A 21,807-nucleotide genomic window follows, 5' to 3' on the forward strand; every position below is an offset into this window, starting at 1 on the left:
CACGACCGCGGATGAAATCGAAGCGCCGCTGTTTGACAGTTCGGAACTGTACGGCATTGTGCCGAGTGACGCGCGCAAGCCTTTTGATATCCGTGAAGTGATAGCGCGTATTGTCGATGGCTCACGTTTTGACGAGTTCAAGGCACGTTTCGGCACTACCCTGGTGACCGGTTTTGCCAAGCTCTATGGCATGCCGGTCGGGATTATTGCCAATAATGGCATTCTATTTTCCGAGTCTGCCCAAAAAGGCGCACATTTTATTGAACTGTGTACCCAGCGCAATATTCCGCTGATTTTCCTGCAAAATATTACCGGCTTTATGGTCGGCCGCCAGTATGAAAATGAAGGCATTGCCAAAAATGGTGCTAAGCTGGTGATGGCCGTCGCCAATGCCAATGTACCGAAACTGACTCTAGTGATTGGCGGTTCTTTTGGTGCAGGCAACTATGGTATGTGTGGACGCGCTTACTCGCCACGCTTTATGTGGACCTGGCCAAACTCGCGTATTTCAGTGATGGGCGGTGAACAGGCCTCCAGCGTCTTGTCGACCTTAAAACGTGACCAGATTGAGCAAAAAGGCGGAACTTGGTCAGCTGAAGAAGAAGACCAGTTTAAACAACCAATCCGTGACCAATACGAACGCCAAGGCCACCCTTATTATGCGTCTTCGCGTTTATGGGATGATGGTGTGATTGATCCAGCGCAATCGCGTGAAGTCTTGGCCTTGAGTCTGGCTGCGGCACTGAATGCGCCAATCCAGCCAACCAAATTCGGCGTGTTCCGCATGTAAGAGGTGACAAAATGACATATCAATTTTTACAGCTCGAACAGCAGAATCAGGTGGCAACGGTTTGGATTAACCGTGCTGAACTGCACAATGCCTTTAATACTCAAGTCATTGAAGAACTGCATGCTTGCTTCCAGTCTTTAAATAACCGTGATGATGTACGCGTGGTGATTCTGGCGGGTCGTGGCAAAAGCTTCTCTGCGGGTGCGGATCTGAACTGGATGAAACAGGCCGGTCAGGCATCACAGGCAGACAATGAGGCGGATGCGCTCAAACTGGCAAAAATGCTGCAAAGTCTGGCGACCTTAAAACAGCCAACCATTGCCCGGGTACACGGCATTGCCTTTGGTGGCGGCATGGGGCTGGCCTCAGCCTGTGATATTTGTGTGGCCAGTACAGATGCCAAGTTTGCCACTTCCGAGGTTCGCTTAGGTCTGGCACCTTCGACCATCAGCCCGTATGTAATTCGTGCAATTGGTACACGTCAAGCTTCACGTTATTTCCTGACCGCCGAGCGGATTACTGCTGAACAGGCCAAAAGCATTGGTCTTGCGCATGAAGTTACTACACCAGAACAGCTCGACAGCAAAATTGATGAAATTGTAGAAGCACTTTTACTGGGTGGTCCTGCTGCACAGAGCGCATCGAAACAGTTGATTCAACTGGTTGACCAACAGGTTTTGACCGAAGATTTACTGCTTAAAACAGCACAGCATATTGCCCATATTCGCCAGGGAGATGAGGCGAAAAATGGACTGAATGCATTTTTGAACAAACAAAGCCCGGCCTGGATCAAGACCACGGCATAACAACAAGAAGGATCCTACGATGTTTGAAAAGATTTTAATTGCCAACCGTGGTGAAATTGCCTGCCGTGTGATTCGTACAGCGAAGAAATTAGGTATTGCTACTGTTGCCGTCTACTCCGATGCCGATGCACTATCACAACATGTCAAACTGGCCGATGAAGCGATCTATATTGGTGAATCGCCAGCTGCACAAAGTTATTTACAGATTGATCACATTATTCAGGCAGCCAAAAGCACTGGTGCTCAGGCCATTCATCCAGGTTATGGTTTCCTGTCTGAAAATGACCAATTTGCCCTGGCCTGTCAGGATAACAACATTGTTTTCATTGGCCCACCAGTAGATGCGATCTTAGCAATGGGTCTTAAAGCCACCTCTAAAGCATTGATGGAAAAAGCCGGTGTGCCTTTAACACCCGGCTATCATGGTACCAATCAGGATGCAGATTTCCTGAAACAGCAGGCAGACAATATTGGTTATCCGGTATTGATTAAAGCCAGTGCCGGCGGTGGCGGTAAAGGCATGCGTCTGGTGGAACGCAGTGAAGACTTCCTGAGTTCACTGGCCTCATGTAAAAGTGAAGCACGCTCCAGCTTTGGTAATGAAGATGTACTGATTGAACGCTATGTGATTCAACCACGTCATATTGAAGTGCAGGTATTTGGTGATACCCACGGCAATTATGTACATCTGTTCGAACGTGATTGCTCGGTACAGCGCCGTCACCAGAAAGTGCTGGAAGAAGCGCCTGCACCGAAAATGCCGGAAGACAAACTGGAGGCGATGCGTCAGGCGGCAATCGATGCTGCGCGTGCAGTAAATTATGTTGGTGCCGGTACAGTCGAGTTTATCGTGGAACAAGACGGCACAGCTTACTTCATGGAAATGAATACCCGTCTTCAGGTTGAACATCCCGTCACTGAAATGATTACCGGACAGGATCTGGTGGAATGGCAATTGCGCGTGGCCTTTGGTGAACCCTTACCGAAGCAGCAGCATGAATTGCAGATTCATGGTCATGCACTCGAAGCCCGTGTTTATGCCGAAGAACCGGAAAAAGGCTTTATCCCGGCGATTGGCCAGATCAGCTATTTACACTATCCAGAACAAAATGACTATGTCCGTGTGGATAGCGGTATTGTCGAAGGTGATGAGATCAGCACCTATTATGATCCGATGATTGCCAAACTGATTGTCTGGGGCAAAAACCGTGAAGCGGCCTTGACTCAAATGCATCACGCGCTGGGCCATTTCCATGTTGATGGCTTGGGCAATAATATCGCTTTTCTAGATCGCCTGGTGCTGTGTGATTCGTTTAAAAATGCACATTTAGATACTGGCCTGATTCAGCGTGAAGAAGAATTTCTGCTCAAACCTTCTGCAGATATCAGTGTTGAACTGGTAGTCAGTGCCGCACTGATTGAACTCCTGGCACGTCAGGCACAGAATCCCGTTCCAAGCAATCCGGTGTGGCAGCAGCAAGCATTCTGGCGTCTGAATCAGCAAAATAGCCATACAGTGCAATTACAACGCAATGGCATTAACCTGAAAATTCAGTTCAAGGCCCAAGATCAAGGTTTTGTCACCAGCTATAACGGTCAGCAAATTCAAATTCAGGGTCAGCTTATTGATGCACATACTTTAGCGCTGCAACTGGCAGGCAAACAGCAAAAACTGGCTTTTAGCCAGACTGAGCAAGGCATTACCCTGTTCCAGAATGGTCAAAGCTATAAGTTTAATTACCTGAAGTCTGATTTTAATAATCAGGATGAACAAGGCACGGAAAATAATCTGATCGCGCCAATGCCAGGTGTCATTACCCAGGTGCTCGTGGCAGCCAATGACAAAGTCAAAAAAGATGATGTGCTGATGACGCTGGAAGCCATGAAGATCGAATATTCAATTCGTGCACCGCATGACGGCATCATTGCAAGTTCATATTTCCAGAAAGGTGACCAAGTCAAGGCCGGTGATGAACTGGTCGAGTTCCAGCCTCTGGCGGAGGAAGTGGCATGACGGATTTTGTCAAGATCGTAGAGGTCGGGCCACGCGATGGCCTGCAAAATGAAAAGACGCCACTAACCCTGAATGACCGGAAAAACCTGATTCTAGACCTGATGAAAACCGGTCTACAGTCAATCGAAGTTGGCTCCTGCGTTTCAGCCAAATGGGTACCGCAAATGGCAGACAGTGATGTGCTCTTTGCCAGCCTACCCCAAGATCCGAATATTCAGTTCAGTTTGTTAACCCCAAATCTGAAAGGTTTTGAATCGGCACTGGCTGTGGGTTGCAAAGAAGTCGCGGTATTTACCGCTGCTTCTGAAAGCTTTACCCGCAAGAACATCAACTGCTCGATTGATGAAAGCTTCGAGAAGTTTGCCGATGTCATGGCAGCAGCCAAAGCCAATGATATTAAGGTGCGCGGCTATGTCTCCTGCATGGTGGACTGTCCTTATGAAGGTGCTATTGATCCGAAGCAGGTGGTGAAAGTCACCCAGCGTTTGCTGGAGATGGGCTGCTATGAAGTGTCATTGGGTGAAACCATTGGCACAGCAACACCGGATCGGGTGAAAAATGTCTGGGATGCTTGTCTGGCTGAACTTGATGCCAAAGTGTTGGCGGGACATTTCCATAATACCTACGGCATGGCCATCGCCAATATCTACCAGTCACTGTTGCAAGGCATTCGTGTATTTGATTCATCCATTGCAGGCTTAGGTGGCTGCCCTTATGCCAAAGGCGCTTCAGGCAATGTTTCAACTGAAGACCTGTATTACCTGCTCTCGAATATGGGCTTTCAAACCGGTATTCAGCTAGACGCCCTGATGCAGGCCAGCCGTAATATCAGTGAAGTCTTGCAGCGCAACAATCCATCCAATTATGCCAATGCCTATTGGCAAAAAGCCTGTGCTTGAAAATAAACTTGCTTGAGCAAAATGCTCTTAAGCAAACCATAAGGATATAAGCAGCAGATTGAAGTCTGCTACAACAATAATAGAGGTGACAAGATGTCAAACAAGGTTTATGACAGCGCTCAATCCGCCTTAAAGGATGTGGTGCAAGATGGTCATACCCTGGCCGTTGGTGGTTTTGGCCTATGTGGTATTCCGGAAGCTTTGATCGCAGCTTTAAAAGAAACAGGTGCTAAGCAACTCACCTGTATTTCCAACAATGCCGGCGTAGACGGCTTCGGTCTCGGACTTCTGCTGGAAACCAAACAGATTAAAAAAATGATTTCCTCTTATGTCGGTGAAAATAAGGAATTCGAACGTCAATATTTAAATGGCGAACTGGAAGTTGAACTTACTCCACAAGGGACTTTGGCAGAAAAATTACGTGCTGGCGGTGCCGGTATTCCGGCTTTTTATACGGCGACGGGTGTCGGAACCGTGATTGCTGAAGGTAAGGATGAACGTGAATTTAAGGGCAAGAAATATATCCTGGAAGAGTCTTTAACTGCTGATGTCGCCTTGGTTAAAGCCTATAAGGCCGATAAAGCCGGTAACCTGATTTTCCGTAAAACCGCCCAGAACTTTAATCCGGTCTGTGCCATGGCGGGCAAAGTCACCATTGCTGAAGTTGAAGAAATTGTAGAGATTGGTGCGCTGGATCCGGACGAAATCCATCTTCCGGGCATTTATGTGAACCGGATAGTCCTGAATGCTCAACCGGAAAAACGTATTGAACAGATGACCTTAAAGGCGGAGGCTTGATCATGGCTTGGACACGTAATGAAATGGCGCAGCGCGCGGCACAAGAGCTTGAAGATGGTTTCTATGTCAATTTAGGGATTGGCCTGCCGACGCTAGTCGCGAATTATATTCCGGAAAATATCAATGTCTGGCTGCAGTCGGAAAATGGCCTGCTGGGGATTGGCGAATTTCCAACCGAGGAGACTGTCGATGCCGACCTGATCAATGCCGGTAAACAGACGGTTACCGCGCGAAAAGGTGCTTCATTTTTCTCAAGTGCCGATTCCTTTGCCATGATCTGTGGCGGTCATGTCAATATTGCCATTCTGGGGGCCATGGAAGTGTCTGAAACTGGTGATCTGGCCAACTGGATGATTCCAGGTAAAAAGGTCAAAGGCATGGGCGGTGCCATGGATCTGGTCGCGGGTGTACAAAAGGTCGTGGTCTTGATGGAACACTGCGCCAAAGATGGCACACCGAAGATTGTACCGCAATGTAGCCTGCCCCTTACCGGCCAAGCTGTGGTGAACCGGATTATTACCGATCTCGGTGTACTGGATGTTAGTCCTGATGGAATTCGACTGGTCGAACTGGCACCAGAGGTAAGTTTTGAAGAGATTCAAAAAGTCACTGGGGTGGCTTTACAAAAAGTAGCTGCTTAAACGCGCTTTTGTCATCCATTAAAAAAGGACGAGAATTCGTCCTTTTTTATTTAGGTCGCTCTCTTAATTTTCCGTCTTCTCAACCACGCCTTCATCATCTACTTCACGCACAATTCCTGTTTCGGTATTCACGACTTCAAAGGTCACGCGACGGTTCTGAAACTGCCCGGCAGGTGTCGCATTGGGTTCAACCGGCTGATCCTCTCCCATGCCAACTGCGTGTAATTGTGCAGGGTCAACGCCTTTTTGCACGAGATAACTGGTAATCGCTTGAGCACGCTGTACGGACAGCACCTTATTCTCTGCTTCGCTGCCTTGAGCATCAGCATGTCCTGTGACTTTCAGAATCACATGAGGCGCGCGTTGTAATAATGCAGCAGCTTGATCCAGCACCAGTTTATTGACTTCCGGAACTTCAGTCGATGCCGTATCAAAATTAATAATCTGTAAATTCAGTGCAGTCGCCACATCCAGTGCTTTAACATTATCAGTCTTGATACTGGCCAAGGCTTGTTCTGCTTCGCTATTGGCCGTATTAATCACGTCACTTCTATTGAGCGGCTGCTGAGTCACCACTGTGACATTTTTGGCCAGACTACGAATTTGTGCTGCCAGACGCTCAGCCTCTGCATTGGTTGCTGCACGTACCGAAACCTGATTGCCAATCCAGTCCAGTGACACATTTGGCATCCCCTGAAGCGCTTTCAATACTGATGGAATGGTATCCTGATCAATAAATTCTGAATGGTAAATCTCACTGCTCAGCGCGCCACAACCAATATTATAATTAAAGATCTGTTTGATCTCGTTTTGCAAAATTTCCATATACTGCGGATTATTCAGCTGTAATTGACAACTGACAACTTCGCCATTACTGCCTGTACTTAATCGCAAGGATGCAGGCTGAGCTGCAGCAACTTCACTGGTCGCTTGGGTATTTGAATCTTCAACATCATCCTGCATGCAACTACGAACCAAAAACAGGATCAAACCCGCCAGGATCAGAAAAATAATAAACGGCCATAAAAAGCCGGTTTTTCTCTCTTCCTGAACGATGATGGTCTGCTCCGCCAATACAGGTTCCTGATTTAAATTCTGCCCTGCCAAGGGTGAAACTCCAAGCGCTGCCAGAATAGGGCCAGCCCAAACGGGTAATGCGCGCTGAATCGAATCGGCATGAGTTTCGAGCAAATGGCTAATCGCTTCCGGACTTGAAGCACCCGCTTCAGTCTGTAAAAAATTCATGGTCGGTACAATTGACCGGTTCAAGGTATGTTCTATTTCGTCTTGCGGTGCACTCTGATCCACTTGATCGAGAAACTGCTGCTTGAGTGCCGGGTTTGCATTAAATAATTCATGGATTTTTGGATTGAGTTGCTGACCAATATTTTCAATCCAGGCGGGACGTGCACGCAATATACTTAAAAAGATGGGATAGAATTGAGCCAAAGCTTGATCTTTGGCAAATAAATGCTCGGTTTCACCTTGAAGCACAATCGCCGTAACATCGCTTTTTAAGCGTTCTATAAAGTCTATATTCATAATCGTCACCATTCTTTTGATTTTTCTAATGTTTAATATTTAATCAGTGTAACGATCCCCATTTTTTGAAAATGTAAATAATTGTATGAATATCATAAAGTTTCACTGTTTTTGTTGAGTACTCATTTTACAGATAGAGAATTTATATAAATAAAAAAGCCAGCCGAAGCTGACTTTTATAAAATTGGGATCACTTAAGCAGCAAAAGTTTGAACAACTTTACCCAGCACTTTTTGATTAATTAGCGGGGTATTTTTACCTTGTGACACGATGCTTTCTTTATTCAGGGTCCATTCCAGTTCCGGATCTAGCAGCACCCAGCCTGATTCATTTATCCATCGATCTGCCATTTGCGCAACACTAGCCGGAGCTAAGGTCACTTTTTCCACCCATTCCAGTGGAGTCAACAACCCCTCACGAATCAGTTGCAGACCAAAAGGCACATAGGTATCAAAAGCAGTGAAACCTGGCTGCGTTTCAGCAAACGGCGCCATTTTCGCAGAGCTGCTCAGCGGTTCATGATGAGTACAAATCGCATCAATCACGCCTGATTTCACACCTTGGCGTAATAATTCTTTATCGTGTTCAGAACGAAGTGGCGGACGCACATGTGCCAGTGAATTAAAACCATCAATCAAATGATCGGTCAGATGTAACTGATGCATGGCCACATCACAGGTCACCGGTAAGCCTTTTTCCTTGGCAATACGAATGAGTTCCACCGAAGCGCCACAAGACAACAGACCAAAGTGTGCTCGCACTTTGGTTGATTCAATCATCAGTAGATATTTGGCAATTGCCACGGTTTCAGCCAGTGCAGGAATCATCGGCAAGCCCTGACGTGAAGCAATAAAGCCTTCATGCACACAGCCGTCTTTGGCGATTTGTGGTTCTTCTGCATAGAACACCACCGTCAGGTCTAAACCTGCAGCATATTCAAGGGTACGAAGTACCACATCATCATTGGCAAACGGCGCACTGGCATTGGAAACCGCAGTACAACCGCCCTTTTTCAAGCCCGCCATATTTGCCGGTTGTTGACCATTTAAGCCTTGGGTTTGCGCACCAATCACTTGAAGATAGATCCCACCATCCAGCATGGCTTTTTCGACCAGACCGTGAATCAGCGCACCATTATCTTGTACGATTGGCTTTGAATCGGGTGGCGTAAATACGTGCAAAATGCCATTTTCACGTGCCGCTTTTCCTTCAGACTTAAGCGTACCGTGTTGCTGTTGACCCGGTTCACGTAAACGCGCACACAAATCGACCATGGTTGGCATTAACCATTTACCTTGACCATCTATCGTTTCAGAGACATCTGCTGTTTCTGCAACGAATTTTCCATTTTCCAGATACACGGTCTGGATAGAATTAGTGTTTTGGATCGGATCAAGAACACGGACATTTTCAATTTTTACAATAGTCATGACTTATTCCTTAACCCGCAATCGCTTCAATCAAACCTTGTTCTTGTAACTGGCCTTGCATCGATAAAGCCAACACCGCCATACGCACTGCAATGCCATTGGTCACCTGCTTCAAAATCACAGATTGTGGACCATCCGCAATACTTGAGTCGATTTCAACGCCGCGGTTCATTGGTCCCGGATGCATCACAATACAATCCGGTTTGGCCATGGCAAGACGTTCTTTATTCAAGCCATACATTTTGTAGAACTCAGCTTGCGAGGCCAGTGCCGGAGAATCAATACGCTCATTTTGAATACGAAGCGTAATAATCACGTCGCAGTCTTTAATGCCGTCTTCCATATTGTTAAATAGACGAACACCATCGCCATATTCTTCAAAGCCTAATGGCAGCAAGGTATTCGGTGCAATCACCCGGATATCCTGGCAACCTAAAGTTTGCAAGGCAGCCACATCTGAACGCGCGACACGTGAATGCTTGATATCGCCAATAATGGCAATCGACATTTCTTCGAATTTTTTATTGGTTTCGCGGCGAATGGTCAGCATGTCCAGCATCGCTTGAGTCGGATGCGCATGACGGCCATCACCGGCATTAATAATTGCCACTGTTGGACAGACATCCTTGGCAATAAAATGCGCTGCCCCTGAAGATGAATGACGCACCACGAAAATATCGGCCGCCATGGCTTCCAGATTCCATAAGGTGTCACGCAGGGTTTCACCTTTGGAAGTACTCGAACGGGCAATATCGATATTGAGAACGTTGGCAGAAAGGCGCTTGGCAGCGGCTTCAAAGGTGGTGCGGGTACGGGTTGAATTTTCGAAGAACAGGTTCATCACCGTTTTGCCTTCGAGCAAATTATTGGTGATCAGCTGATTTTGGTCATTAAAAAAGGACTGTGCAGTGTCCAATATTTTTGTCAGGGTTTCTTTAGAAAGACCTTCGATGGTCAAGAAGTGTTTTAGATTACCTTCTTTATTGAGTTGAATCTGGCTCGGTGTATGCAATGCCGCCAAGTGCATGAGAGATTCCTTATGCGTTAAGTCAACATATTATACAGAGATTGGCGAATTTTTATAGTTGGCCATGCTGCTACTTGTACAAAAAGCATCTGAACAATAAAAATAAAAAATCAGATTCCTTTGTATTTTTTCAATAAGATAATTTAACCCGATTTGCATCTTGCTGATTTTAAGTACAAAACCAACGGGCGCTTCAGTCTGGAGCATTCACACCCATCTCAGGTTTAACGCAGTGCACCAATATAACGATGTGACACCTGTGCACGATAGATATCGTCTTCATCCGGTTCGACCGAGATCAGCCCTTCCTGCTGGATCGGCTGTGCAGATTCTGTTTGTGAGTCTGGTGCTGTTTCCGAAATCTCCAGTACCATTTTCAGGCGCTGGATCAGATGATTCAAATCTGGATCCTGGGTTTGCTCTGCCAGTTGAATCACATGCCGGGCATAGTCCAGATTCTCTGCCAGATAAATTGCATCAATCACCCGACCGGAAACCCGTCGTAAACGTGCATAAATTAAAGTGGCCACTGAAAAAGCGTCATGGTTGCGTAACTGATTCTCTAACATCTTAACCCCCATTATAAAATTGAAAAATCAGGCAGCCATCGCTCCCCATCGACTGACCGCCTGATTTGCCATGTATAGAGCAAAATGCGTACCAGTTCCTCAATTTATAGTGTGAATATTATTTTTCTCTATCACATGCCACGGCCTTTCAGAGAATTTCAAAAGCTTTCAATATAAAAATACGGTAAACTTAGCGCAGTTTTTTATTTATCTTTTTGGTCTCTCTATTATATGAATACCTCTCCACGTTTAAGCAATTATTGGGTCACCTGTGCCGATGGTCTGGAAACCTTATTAGAAGAAGAAATACAAGGCTTAGGTGTTCAGAATATTGAGCGTTTTCCGGGCCGTTTGACCTTTAAAGGCACACTGGAAAATGCTTATCGTATCTGCATGTGGTCACGTCTGGCTTCACGTGTCTTGATGCCGATCCACACGCATGAAATTGAATTTTCTCATGATGCCCGTGATGTGGCAGAAGAACTCTATGAAGGGGCTCTCAGCTTTGACTGGTCGCTGATTTTTGCACCACAAAGTACCTTTGCGATTCGTTTGCATGTCGAACGTGATATCAAGGTCAATACCCAGTTTGCGACTTTACGTGCCAAAGATGGTGTCGTAGATTCCTTTATGGAAGCCGTAGGCAAACGTCCAAGCATTGATACCAAACAGCCTGAAATTACCATGTATATTCTGGCAGGCAAGAAAGAACATACTTACTGCCTGGACCTGTCTGGCGACTCTTTGCATAAACGCGGTTATCGCCGCTTTATGACTGACGCCCCAATCAAGGAAAACCTGGCCGCTGCGATTCTGCAAAAAGGTGGTTTAAAAGCGTTAAATCCGGACATCATTGTCGATCCAATGTGTGGTTCAGGTACCTTTATTATTGAATCCCTAATGATTTTGACCGACCGTGCACCGGGTCTGGTCCGTCGTTTCGGTTTTAATGGCTGGAATGGCCATGACCATGAACTGTGGATGAGCATCAAGGCCGAAGCTGCTGAACGTCATCAAGCGGCAATGGAAAATCCATTACCACAATTCTATGCCTTCGATGCGGACTGGGAAGCGGTTAAAGCCACCAGACAAAATATTATCGCGGCGGGTTTTGAAGCTGCTCTCGACAATATCATGATCGAAGAACGGACTTTAAATGACTGGCCTGATTTCCATGCAGAAGGCAAGAAAGTATTCTTCGTGACCAACCCGCCATATGGCGAACGTCTCGGCGATAAAGCGCAAAACCGTTCTTTATACCTGGGTTTATCGGCTTTATTGCAAAAGAATTTCCCGAATCAAAACGCGGCTGTGATTGCCTCCCAAGTGGAACAGGCCGATGTGCTGGCGTTCAATGATCCGCAAATCCTGCGTTTGATGAATGGTAAATTGCCGATCTATATCCGCTTCGGTACGGTTAAACCGGCCGCAGTGGTACGTCCATTCCTAGAAAGCTGGCAGCCTCAGCAGTTTGAACCGATTGAAGGTGCGATGGAGTTTGCCAACCGTCTGACCAAAAATATGCAAGCTCTAAAAAAATGGGCAGTCAAGGAACAGATCCATTGTTTACGTCTCTATGATGCAGATTTACCTGATTTTAACGTCGCAGTAGATCTGTATGGCGAGCGTTTGCATGTACAAGAATATGCGCCGCCTAAAACCATTGATCCGGAAAAAGCCAAAAAACGTTTTAACCTGGCACTACAGGCCATTCGTGCCGTGACCGGTTTGGGCCGTGATGCGATCTTTATCAAGACCCGTGCACGTCAGGAAGGTAAAAACCAGTACACCAAACAAAGTACAGCATCCAAGCGTTTTATCGTTCAGGAAGGTCAAGCCAAGATTCTGGTCAACCTGACCGATTATCTGGATACCGGTCTGTTTCTGGATCACCGTCAAATGCGTTTACGTATTGCACGTGAAGCAAAAGGCAAACACTTCCTAAACCTGTACAGCTATACCTCAACGGCAAGTTTACATGCTGCTTTGGGTGGTGCTGCAAGTACAACCAGCGTCGATCTGTCGAATACTTATTTGAACTGGTCTAAAGAAAATTTTGTTCTGAACGGCTTAACCGTGGATCATGCGGATGAACAGCATCAGTTCTTTGCCTCTGACTGTTTCGAATGGCTAAAAGAAGGTCATGAGCAATATGAGCTGATCTTTATCGACCCACCAACCTTCTCAAACTCGAAGAAATTCTATGGGACCTTTGACGTACAGCGCGACCATTTGTCCCTGTTAAAACGTGCGATGAACCGCTTAACCACTGATGGTACCTTGTATTTCTCAAATAACTATCGTGGTTTTGAGATGGATGAAGAAATTCTGGCCTTCTTTGATGTTGAAGAAATTACCCAGGAAACCATTGGACCTGACTTCAAGCGGAATCAAAAGATTCACCGTGCCTGGAAAATCCGTCATCCGCAAGTGTAATTTGATGATGAATTAACTGTCTTTATCACGATTGATATCTTCTTTATTTTCCCTGAGCTGAGTTTTAAGCCATGCTTTAAAGCTCGCCGCAACAAGAATACAAAAGTGTTGCAATGCTCGAAGTTAAAATAAGATTAAAAAAAACCCAGCCTAGGCTGGGTTTTTTGTTGCAAGGAGAAGCGGTTTAGTTAAGTTTCATTTTTTCAAAGATTAACTCACCTGCTTCAGCTTTCACCAGAATGGTATCGCCCGGCTGGAATTCTCCGCCCAGGATTTTCTGCGCCAGACCATTTTCAATCCGCTGCTGGATTGCACGTTTCAGTGGACGTGCTCCATACAATGGATCAAAACCGGCCTCGATCAGCTGATCGAAAGCGCTGTCATCTACCGACAAGCGCATATCGCGTTCTGCCAGACGTTGACGTAAACGGTCCAACTGGATATCGGCAATACCGCGAATCTGGTCTTTTTCCAGCGCATGGAACACTACCAGTTCATCAATACGGTTGATAAATTCCGGACGGAAATGTTCCGATACCGCATTCATCACCACCGTACGGACTTCTTCTTTAGTGGCATTACCGCCCAATTCACGTACATCCTGCGAACCCAGGTTCGAAGTCATGACGATCACAGAGTTTTTAAAGTCCACTACCCGGCCTTGCGAATCAGTCAAACGGCCATCATCCAGTACCTGTAGCAAGATGTTAAATACGTCCGGATGCGCTTTTTCGACTTCATCAAACAAGATCACGCTATACGGTTTACGACGTACCGCTTCAGTCAGTACCCCGCCTTCTTCATAACCGACATAGCCCGGAGGCGCACCGACCAAACGGCTGACCGAATGTTTTTCCATAAATTCCGACATATCGATACGCACCATGGCATCGTCACTGTCAAACAGGAAGTTCGCCAGGGCTTTGGTCAGTTCTGTTTTACCGACACCTGTTGGCCCCAGGAACAGGAAAGAACCACTTGGACGGTTCGGGTCTGACAGGCCTGCCCGTGAACGGCGTACCGCATTGGAGACTGCCACCACGGCTTCTTCTTGCCCCACCACACGGTTATGCAGGAATTCTTCCATATGCAGCAGCTTGTCACGCTCACCTTGCAACATTTTCGCAACCGGAATACCGGTGGCTGCACTCACCACTTCTGCAATTTCATTGTCAGTGACTTTATCACGTAGCAGTTTTGGCGCTTCGCTTTCTTCAGCTGCTTCAATACGTTCCAGCTGTTTTTGCAACTCCGGAATGACACCATATTGATACCGTGCTGCTTCAGCCAGATCACCTTCACGTTGCGCTTTGTCCAGTGCAATACGAGCCTGATCCAGTTTGACCTGAATGTCTTTATTACCAGCAACCAAGGCTTTGTCTGCACGCCACACTTCTTCCAGATCCTGATACTCTTTTTCAACTGTGGCGATCTGATCGGACAAGTATTGAATCTCAGCTTTGGCACCTGAGTCTTCATCTTTTTTCACCGCTTCCAGCTGCATTTTTAACTGAATCAGACGGCGTTCCAGTTTATCTAAAGCTTCTGGCTTAGAATCGAGTTCCATTTTGATGCGTGATGCTGCTTCATCAATCAGATCAATGGCTTTATCCGGCAACTGACGGTCTGTGATATAACGATGCGACATTTTCGCCGCCGCAATAATCGCGGAATCCAGAATCTGTACCCCGTGATGGGTGGCATAGCGATCTTTCAGACCGCGCAGAATCGCAATGGTGTCTTCCACGCTTGGCTCATCGACCAGCACTTTCTGGAAACGACGTTCTAGCGCTGCATCTTTTTCAATATACTGACGATATTCATCCAGTGTGGTCGCACCGACACAGCGCAGCTCGCCACGTGCCAGCGCAGGTTTCAGCATGTTACCGGCATCCATTGCGCCATCACCTTTACCAGCACCCACCAGCGTATGCAACTCGTCGATAAACAGGATGATTTCGCCTTCGTGTTTGGCAATATCTTTCAGAACGGCTTTTAAGCGTTCTTCAAACTCACCACGGTATTTGGCACCGGCCAGCAATGAACCCAAGTCTAGCGATAAAACACGTTTGCCTTTGAGTCCTTCAGGTACTTCACCATTGATAATACGCTGCGCCAGACCTTCGACGATTGCAGTTTTACCCACCCCTGGCTCACCGATGAGTACCGGGTTATTTTTGGTACGACGTGACAAGACCTGAATGGTACGGCGGATTTCATCATCACGGCCAATCACAGGATCAAGCTTGCCTGCCAATGCACGTTCAGTTAAATCAATGGTGTACTTATTCAGTGAATCACGCTGATCTTCATGATTGTTGCTCATGACTTTTTCATCGCCTCGAAATTGATTAATCACTTGACCTAAAGTCTCTGCCTTTACGCCAACACTATTTAATAAGGTTTTGGTATTTCCGGTTTCTGCCAGCGCCAACAGCACCCAATCCGTAGATAAAAACTCATCTCCGGCTTTTTGCGCAAAGCTGTCTGCCAGATGCAATACTTTTGCCGCTTCAGGACTGAGGTTGATATCTGCTGATGGATTGGTCAGGGTTGCTGCATTGCTCAATGCTGTTTGCAGCTTGGTTTGTAGCTCACGTAGATTAGCACCGGCTTGTTGCAGCAGGCTGACATTGGATGCCTCATCCATCAAGGTGGCCAAGATATGGATCCCATCAATCGAAGTATGGTCCTTACTCATGGCCAGCGATTGCGCATCGGAAAGGGTTTGCTGCAGGCGATTGGTAAATTTTTCAAAACGCATTCTTGTTATTCCTCACAACAAATTTTCTACTTGATGGATATATGGGTGCGGTTGATAAAATTTCAAATCATTTTTATATATTTTTCAAAAACTTAATTTATATTAGGAGACAGATATCAGTAATAATATTGGTATATATAAAGCAGATTTCAAGTGAGGTTAGAAGAATTTTTAAGGTGAAGATAAACAATTCATATTTTATTTAATTTACTCTGCTATTTTTCAGCTTAGTAGAGAATAGAGAGATATTTTTAGTACGGTTGCAACCTTCCTAGTAATCGCAATACTTCACTCAAACCATGTTCTTTTTGCATCAAGGATCTTGGCGTTTGATGATTCAAAAGCTTGTTAGGTGAATTGATAAAATGGCGCATCCAGCTCAAGTCTCCACCATGCAAGCTAAATAACTTTTGATAGATATTTACTAAAGCTATAGCTTTTTCGCCTGCTGTAGTATCTGGTTCTAATTCTTTTTCATTTATAACCAGAGATAATTCCGCCTCAGATAAACCCAGAATCAATGCAAGTTCGAATTCTTTCAGTTGCAACTGCTCAGCTAAGTTGAATACTGCTATAGCTAATACTTGGGATTTAGAAATACCTGTTTCACTATTCATTTTTATCAAATCATCTTGATGCGTCTTATTTCGATTATGCTGCTTTTATTGTTTTCCGGCCATGTTGTTTATCATCAAATTTAATTTCTCATAAAATTAAAACACCCTCGCTTGGAGGGTGCTTTAAAATAACAACACCATGATTATGGTGCCGGATTCGGTTGCTGACGGTGAATTGCCTCAATACCTTTCAGTATTTCCTCAGACAGATCAATTTCAAATGCCTGAATATTTTCTTTCAGCTGATCCAGATTGGTGGCACCAATAATCGTACTGGTCACAAAGAACTGCTGCTTGATAAAGGCCAAAGCCAATTGAGTGAGACTTAAGCCATGCTGTTCTGCCAGCTGGGCATATTGCTCGGTTGCCCATTCACTTTGCGGATTGCTATAGCGGCTAAAGCGGGAGAATAGCGTTACACGTGCATTGGCAGGACGCGCACCATGACGGAATTTACTGGTCAGATAACCAAATGCCAAAGGTGAATACGCCAACAAACCTACATTTTCATATCGGGCAATTTCTGACATGCCAATTTCATAAGTACGGTTCAGCAGGTTATAGGGGTTTTGCACGCTGACGAATTTGGACAAACCTAATTTTTCTGCGAGATGCAGGAACTTCATCGTGCCCCACGGGGTTTCATTGGAAAGGCCTATATAACGGATACGACCTTTTTTAATTTCATACTGCAAGGCAGTCAGGGTTTCTTCGAGATCTGTGACGGCACGATTTTCTGCCGCTTCAGCATTGCCATAACCCAGCTTGCCAAAGAAATTGGTTGGGCGTTGCGGCCAGTGTAACTGATACAGATCAATATAATCCGTTTGCAGGCGTGACAACGACTGGTCAATCGCTGCTGAAATTTCATCGGCAACAAAACGGGTTTTTCCATCCCGAATATGACTACCACCTTGCGAGGGTCCGGCAATTTTTGAGGCTAAAAAAAGTTTGTCACGGCCACCACGTGCAGCGATCCAGTTCCCGATAATACGCTCGGTAGCACCTTGCGTTTCGGGTTTTGGCGGTACCGGGTACATTTCCGCAGTATCCCAGAAATACAGTCCCTGATCTAAGGCATAATCCAGTTGCTGAAAAGCCTGTTCTTGCATGTTCTGCTCACCAAAGGTCATGGTGCCCAAACAAATTTCTGGCAAAAGAATGCCGGTATCCGCCAACGGTCTGAATTGCATAAAAACATCCTGTGAATTTTATTCAGTGAATTGAGATTAAGTGGGCTATAGCCTATCGGAATTATAAGGGAGACTTAAATCATCTTTTCTGAGAAGCTTGTTCTAAATTTTTATGTATTGAGTAATGACGCATAAAAAAAGCAAATCCGAAGATTTGCTTTTTAATATCTGGATTATTCGTCTATGGCACCATCTGCCACTGCTTCAGATGCTTCTTCTAATGAAGCATCAAAGATCAGGATGGCTTTACCATCGGTTTCGATCATGCCCTGCTCTTCCAGGGTTTTTAGTACACGTCCGACCATTTCGCGGGAACAGCCAACAATGCGACCAATTTCCTGACGGGTAATACGGATCTGACGACCATTTGGCAAAATCATCGCTTCTGGCTGTGAAGACAGGTCGATCAGACAACGTGCAATCCGGCCTGAAACATCAATAAATGCCAGATCAGTGACTTTACGTGTGGTATTTTTCAAACGACGTACTAATTGAGCAAATACCGCATAGCTCAGATCAGGATATTGCTTGCTGATTTCGTGAAAGTTTTCATAGGTAATTTCGGCAATTTCACACACATCACGCGTACGAACTTCCGCAGTACGTTGTGGATTAACCTCGAATAGACCCATTTCCCCAAAGAAGTCACCCGCATTTAAATAAGCCACGACAATTTCACGATCATCATCTTCACGAAGAATGATAGATACAGACCCCTTCAGAATTAAATATAAAGATTTAGATTCTGATCCTGCATCAATGATCGTGGTACGTTTTGGATAACGATTAATATATGCACGTTTTAACAGTGCTTTCACGGATTCTGGTAATTGCCCCGGAGAAAGCGCATCAGTGCTTAATTGTGAAAAGTTTGAAGTCATGCTAACAGTTCCGATTATGGATAATTTATAGATCGCACAAGACCTAATGTGAACTTGTCACACAGTGGGATTGAAATTCCGTATCAACCCAATTTATGTTAGTGTACAGTTACTTGACAAATTTATAGCTTTTTTTAGGTAGTTGCAATGCAAACAAGCGTTCATTGGTTAGAGAATGTTGCTTTTGAAGCAAAAACTCAAAGTGGTCATAGCCTTATCATGGATGGTTCAGCTGAATACGGTGGTGAAAACCGTGGTCCCCGTCCTATGGAACTGCTTTTAACGGGTTTGGGCGGTTGTGCGTCTTTTGATATTGTTACCATTTTAAAGAAGGCTCGTCAGGATATTACCGATGTACGCTGCGAATTAAAGGCTGAACGTGCAGATACAATTCCGGCAGTATTCACGAAAATTCACTTGCATTTTGTAGTGATCGGCAAAGCGATTAAAGAGAAACAGGTCGTAAAAGCCGTAGAACTTTCTGCTGAAAAATATTGCTCTGCCAGCAAAATGCTGTCTGATGGCGGTGTTGAAATCACCCATGATTATGAAATAATCGAAGCAGAATAAAATCTAGATTCTGTAAAAAAAGCGGCTGGAAAAGCTGCTTTTTTTGTATCAGAAAATTGCCTTTTCTCAGAACCGCTGAACTGAATACTGATTGCCATCTTCAAAGCTCAAGATATTTTCTGGAAATCTTAAGGCGCCGAGTCGATGTCTGAACGCGACACCCTGTTGACGATCGAGATAGCGTTTACCCACTGAATAATCCACACAAAATACGTTTTGTTGCTGTCCATACCATTGCAGTGCATCGATCGATTTGAGTAAACCGGTTTTTTCTTCAGTAGATTTAAAGTTCCGCCAATAATGTCCAGTAATGACTGGAATTTGGTCGGTATAGCTGTCCCACCATGGCACGCGGTCGATCATCCGCCACCTTCCACCGGCATAAATCGGTTCTAAGGCGATTTTTTCCGCACCAGAAGTAATGACCCGAATCGGATTGTGCATTTGCTCACGTAGCTCTTTTTCTGCGAGATGTTGCAATAAAGGTAAAGTTGTAGCCGGGTCTTTGAACTGGTGTTGGTAGCGTTGCTGCTCTATCTGGATGAATTCATTAATACCTAAGGCTTGCAGATCCAGCGCTGTATGTTGAACGAAATCAGCATAGGCTTCGCCAAGCGAAGTAAAACCAGAATTGCGTAATTGATCAATTGATCCTTGATGCCAACAGGCATGTACAACACGCAGCTGCTCCGACTCCAAAGCCAACGGTAAGCTATTTAAAAAATCCAGAATCCATTGTCGATCTTTGATTGAGGCTTGGATCGAATCAAAAGGTTTCAGATCATCCTGATGCGGTGAACCAAAAAACCAGCCATTGCCTTCCCGCAAAGTATCGGTCAATAGGTTCAATTCATGATTACCCATCACACATTGTGCATAGCCTTCATCTACCAGCTGTTTGACGCGTTTGATCACCGCAACACTGTCTTGCCCCCGGTCACATAGATCACCGACAAAAATTAGTTTGCGCTGTTCTGGATGATGACCATTCCGGTCATAACCTAATACCTGGATCAGTTGTTCCAGCGCGGCAATCTCACCATGAATATCCCCTACGATGTCCACGGGACCAGTGAAAGCCTGCTGTATAAATGAGTACTTCATTTATGCATCCTGAATTAAGTCTAAAACAGAATATATCCCTAATAAGTATCCTTTAAATTTATGAAGATCTGAATACAGAATGAATCATCATTTAAATAATTTAACCCGAATCACGGATAAGAAATTGACTTGAAAAATAAGAGGACTAGAGCCATCAGTTGAGTTACCAAACCAAACTCACAACTCTAGTCCTGATGTTCAATAGTACCGATTCTGCTTAATTGATGATTTCTTTCTTAAATTTGAAGCAACTTATTGGAAGTTCCTCAAACAAAGTCATCATTCTCTAAGAATCAGAAATGCTCAGCTCACAATTTCAGAAATCTGCTTTATCACCATTTGGTACAAATGTTCTCATTTCAATAATTTCAAAGCCTTTTTTACATGGCTAAAGCTGGATAAAAGCTTTTTATTTAAGCACTTGCCTTGCTGCCAACGCATGATTCACTTGATCAATAGGCATGAATTAGCATTACATGCCCTGTATGTAGCTTTGATGAAAGGCAAAGATAAACAATACTTATAGATTGATTCAACAACGCTACCTGTTTGTAAAAATCAACGTATTCAATGCCATAAATCATTAGCCCAAATCGCATCACGTGGCAAAAGTTCTATGGGTTGGTTTTATGGCTGTAAATTACATATCGTGATGAACCAATTTGGTGAAATTAGTTGTTCTGCTTTATCGAATGGACATGTTGCTGACATAAAAATGGTTGAGCAATTGGTTGATGGTTTTGCATCGCTTCAAACAGTTCATTTACGCTGACTTCCTGAATCCGGCTTTTTGCATTCTGGATCAATTGCTCTGCAGTTTTCATCATTTTCATTCTTCCTCGGCCATTAAAATTATATTTTGTATAAACGATGCTCAGGTAGATTGAAAGCGTTTGAGTTTAAATTTCCAACTGGCTATTTAGCCCATGAGCGCTGAATAGATTAAATACATCGCTACCCCAACCACGGTAGTGGCAAATATTTTCTGTACCTTGTTACTGTCAATCCGCTGCATCAGACTGCGTCCAATTAATATCCCCGCAATACAGGCCAGAACAAAAGTCAGCGTAACCGAAACAGGATATTGAAAGCCATCCAGCACGTGTGCAGAAATACTCACCCCACCAATCAGAAAAATAATCATCAGGGAAGTCGCAACGATACTGCGCATATCAAGGTCGGTGAATTTACGCAGGGCTGGAACAATGACAAAACCACCCCCCACCCCCCACAGCCCGGATAATAAACCTGCCACGACACCAATACCTGCTAGGAACGAAGCAGTTTTGACATTTCAGATCAGACGACCGGTGGTTTGATTGACCTTGCACGGTGCATTGCCATGATCGGTCACTTTATTAAAGAAGATCCGGTAAGCCACAATCAGCATCACCAGACTGAAAGCCAGCGTTAGCCAGACCGGAGAAACGATATCAGCCAGATGTACGCCATAACGGGCTGAAGGAATACTGATCAGCGCGATCCAGAGCGCAGCACGATAACGCACAATACGCTTGAACAAACCCTCGAACGTTCCGACCAAGGCGGACAGCGTGACTGCAAGCAATCCCACCGGCGCAGCTTGGGCCACGGTCCAACCCTGACTCGCCATCAGTGCCGGTACAGCCAGAATACCGCCACCGGCACCAGTCAAACCCAATAGCACTCCGATAACCAGCCCTTCAAGTATTAATGCCCACATCGCCCTCTCCCTTATCCACAAAAG

At 45.2% G+C, this 21,807-nt stretch carries 16 protein-coding genes and 3 pseudogenes; 9 read left to right on the forward strand and 10 right to left on the reverse strand.

Going from position 1 to position 21,807, the window contains the following annotated elements:
- The 6 genes and pseudogenes from ACNPNW_RS18115 to ACNPNW_RS18140 all read left to right on the forward strand — a co-directional run.
- Positions 1 to 790 (forward strand): annotated as a pseudogene (locus tag ACNPNW_RS18115) (carboxyl transferase domain-containing protein); the annotation flags it as partial.
- Positions 791 to 801: 11 nt separating this feature from the next.
- A complete protein-coding gene (locus ACNPNW_RS18120; protein WP_219309672.1) occupies positions 802 to 1,596 on the forward strand; it encodes an enoyl-CoA hydratase/isomerase family protein in 795 nt (264 codons plus the stop codon).
- Between the two features lie 19 nt (positions 1,597 to 1,615).
- Entirely contained in the window at positions 1,616 to 3,610 is a 1,995-nt protein-coding gene (locus ACNPNW_RS18125) for an acetyl/propionyl/methylcrotonyl-CoA carboxylase subunit alpha (protein ID WP_448767292.1), read from the forward strand.
- Entirely contained in the window at positions 3,607 to 4,509 is a 903-nt protein-coding gene (locus ACNPNW_RS18130; RefSeq protein ID WP_448767293.1) for a hydroxymethylglutaryl-CoA lyase, read from the forward strand. Before ACNPNW_RS18125 ends, ACNPNW_RS18130 begins: the two co-directional genes overlap by 4 nt.
- A 93-nt stretch (positions 4,510 to 4,602) precedes the next feature.
- Positions 4,603 to 5,307, forward strand: coding sequence for a CoA transferase subunit A (locus tag ACNPNW_RS18135; protein ID WP_168386802.1), 705 nt, complete (start codon positions 4,603 to 4,605; stop codon positions 5,305 to 5,307).
- 2 nt (positions 5,308 to 5,309) lie between these two features.
- The gene (locus ACNPNW_RS18140; protein WP_448767294.1) at positions 5,310 to 5,948 is read left to right on the forward strand and encodes a CoA transferase subunit B; all 639 of its coding nucleotides are present in this window, start codon (positions 5,310 to 5,312) and stop codon (positions 5,946 to 5,948) included.
- A gap of 63 nt (positions 5,949 to 6,011) precedes the next feature.
- On the opposite strand, the gene ACNPNW_RS18145 is transcribed toward ACNPNW_RS18140, so the two are convergent.
- The 4 genes from ACNPNW_RS18145 to ACNPNW_RS18160 all read right to left on the reverse strand — a co-directional run bounded on the left by ACNPNW_RS18145 (position 6,012) and on the right by ACNPNW_RS18160 (position 10,516).
- Complete coding sequence (locus ACNPNW_RS18145) at positions 6,012 to 7,502, reverse strand: OmpA family protein (RefSeq protein WP_448767295.1); 1,491 nt, start codon at positions 7,500 to 7,502, stop codon at positions 6,012 to 6,014.
- 182 nt (positions 7,503 to 7,684) lie between these two features.
- Positions 7,685 to 8,920 (reverse strand): dihydroorotase, encoded by a 1,236-nt coding sequence (locus ACNPNW_RS18150; RefSeq protein WP_168386799.1) that lies wholly within the window; start codon positions 8,918 to 8,920, stop codon positions 7,685 to 7,687.
- A 10-nt stretch (positions 8,921 to 8,930) separates the two neighbouring features.
- Positions 8,931 to 9,947, reverse strand: a complete 1,017-nt coding sequence (locus tag ACNPNW_RS18155; protein WP_004280134.1) for an aspartate carbamoyltransferase catalytic subunit — start codon at positions 9,945 to 9,947, stop codon at positions 8,931 to 8,933.
- A gap of 224 nt (positions 9,948 to 10,171) precedes the next feature.
- Complete coding sequence (locus ACNPNW_RS18160) at positions 10,172 to 10,516, reverse strand: hypothetical protein (protein ID WP_168386798.1); 345 nt, start codon at positions 10,514 to 10,516, stop codon at positions 10,172 to 10,174.
- A 231-nt stretch (positions 10,517 to 10,747) separates the two neighbouring features.
- Here ACNPNW_RS18160 and rlmKL point away from each other — a divergent pair, with 231 nt between their 5' ends.
- Positions 10,748 to 12,952: a bifunctional 23S rRNA (guanine(2069)-N(7))-methyltransferase RlmK/23S rRNA (guanine(2445)-N(2))-methyltransferase RlmL gene (gene rlmKL / locus ACNPNW_RS18165; protein WP_448767296.1), complete on the forward strand. Its 2,205-nt coding sequence runs from the start codon at positions 10,748 to 10,750 to the stop codon at positions 12,950 to 12,952.
- A 184-nt stretch (positions 12,953 to 13,136) separates the two neighbouring features.
- Here the strand turns inward: rlmKL and clpB are convergent, their stop codons facing one another.
- From clpB to crp, 4 genes are all read right to left on the reverse strand, one after another.
- Positions 13,137 to 15,716 carry an ATP-dependent chaperone ClpB gene (gene clpB / locus ACNPNW_RS18170; RefSeq protein ID WP_420937407.1) on the reverse strand — a complete coding sequence of 860 codons (2,580 nt, stop codon included), beginning with the start codon at positions 15,714 to 15,716 and terminating at the stop codon, positions 13,137 to 13,139.
- A 251-nt stretch (positions 15,717 to 15,967) separates the two neighbouring features.
- Positions 15,968 to 16,333 carry an antitoxin Xre/MbcA/ParS toxin-binding domain-containing protein gene (locus ACNPNW_RS18175; protein WP_396469702.1) on the reverse strand — a complete coding sequence of 122 codons (366 nt, stop codon included), beginning with the start codon at positions 16,331 to 16,333 and terminating at the stop codon, positions 15,968 to 15,970.
- 143 nt (positions 16,334 to 16,476) lie between these two features.
- The gene (locus ACNPNW_RS18180; RefSeq protein WP_420937408.1) at positions 16,477 to 17,526 is read right to left on the reverse strand and encodes an NADP(H)-dependent aldo-keto reductase; all 1,050 of its coding nucleotides are present in this window, start codon (positions 17,524 to 17,526) and stop codon (positions 16,477 to 16,479) included.
- A gap of 173 nt (positions 17,527 to 17,699) precedes the next feature.
- Positions 17,700 to 18,407, reverse strand: a complete 708-nt coding sequence (crp, locus tag ACNPNW_RS18185; protein WP_004280141.1) for a cAMP-activated global transcriptional regulator CRP — start codon at positions 18,405 to 18,407, stop codon at positions 17,700 to 17,702.
- 147 nt (positions 18,408 to 18,554) lie between these two features.
- On the opposite strand from crp, the gene ACNPNW_RS18190 reads away from it, so the two are divergent.
- Complete coding sequence (locus ACNPNW_RS18190; RefSeq protein WP_420937409.1) at positions 18,555 to 18,977, forward strand: OsmC family protein; 423 nt, start codon at positions 18,555 to 18,557, stop codon at positions 18,975 to 18,977.
- A 66-nt stretch (positions 18,978 to 19,043) separates the two neighbouring features.
- Here ACNPNW_RS18190 and ACNPNW_RS18195 read toward each other — a convergent pair whose 3' ends face one another.
- Complete coding sequence (locus ACNPNW_RS18195) at positions 19,044 to 20,081, reverse strand: metallophosphoesterase (protein WP_420937410.1); 1,038 nt, start codon at positions 20,079 to 20,081, stop codon at positions 19,044 to 19,046.
- Between the two features lie 220 nt (positions 20,082 to 20,301).
- Here ACNPNW_RS18195 and ACNPNW_RS18200 point away from each other — a divergent pair.
- A pseudogene (locus tag ACNPNW_RS18200) lies at positions 20,302 to 20,832 on the forward strand (transposase); the annotation flags it as partial.
- 168 nt (positions 20,833 to 21,000) lie between these two features.
- On the opposite strand, the pseudogene ACNPNW_RS18205 reads toward ACNPNW_RS18200, so the two are convergent.
- Positions 21,001 to 21,783 (reverse strand): annotated as a pseudogene (locus ACNPNW_RS18205) (sulfite exporter TauE/SafE family protein).
- Positions 21,784 to 21,807 lie beyond the last annotated feature (24 nt).

The organism is Acinetobacter endophylla (genome assembly GCF_053543775.1).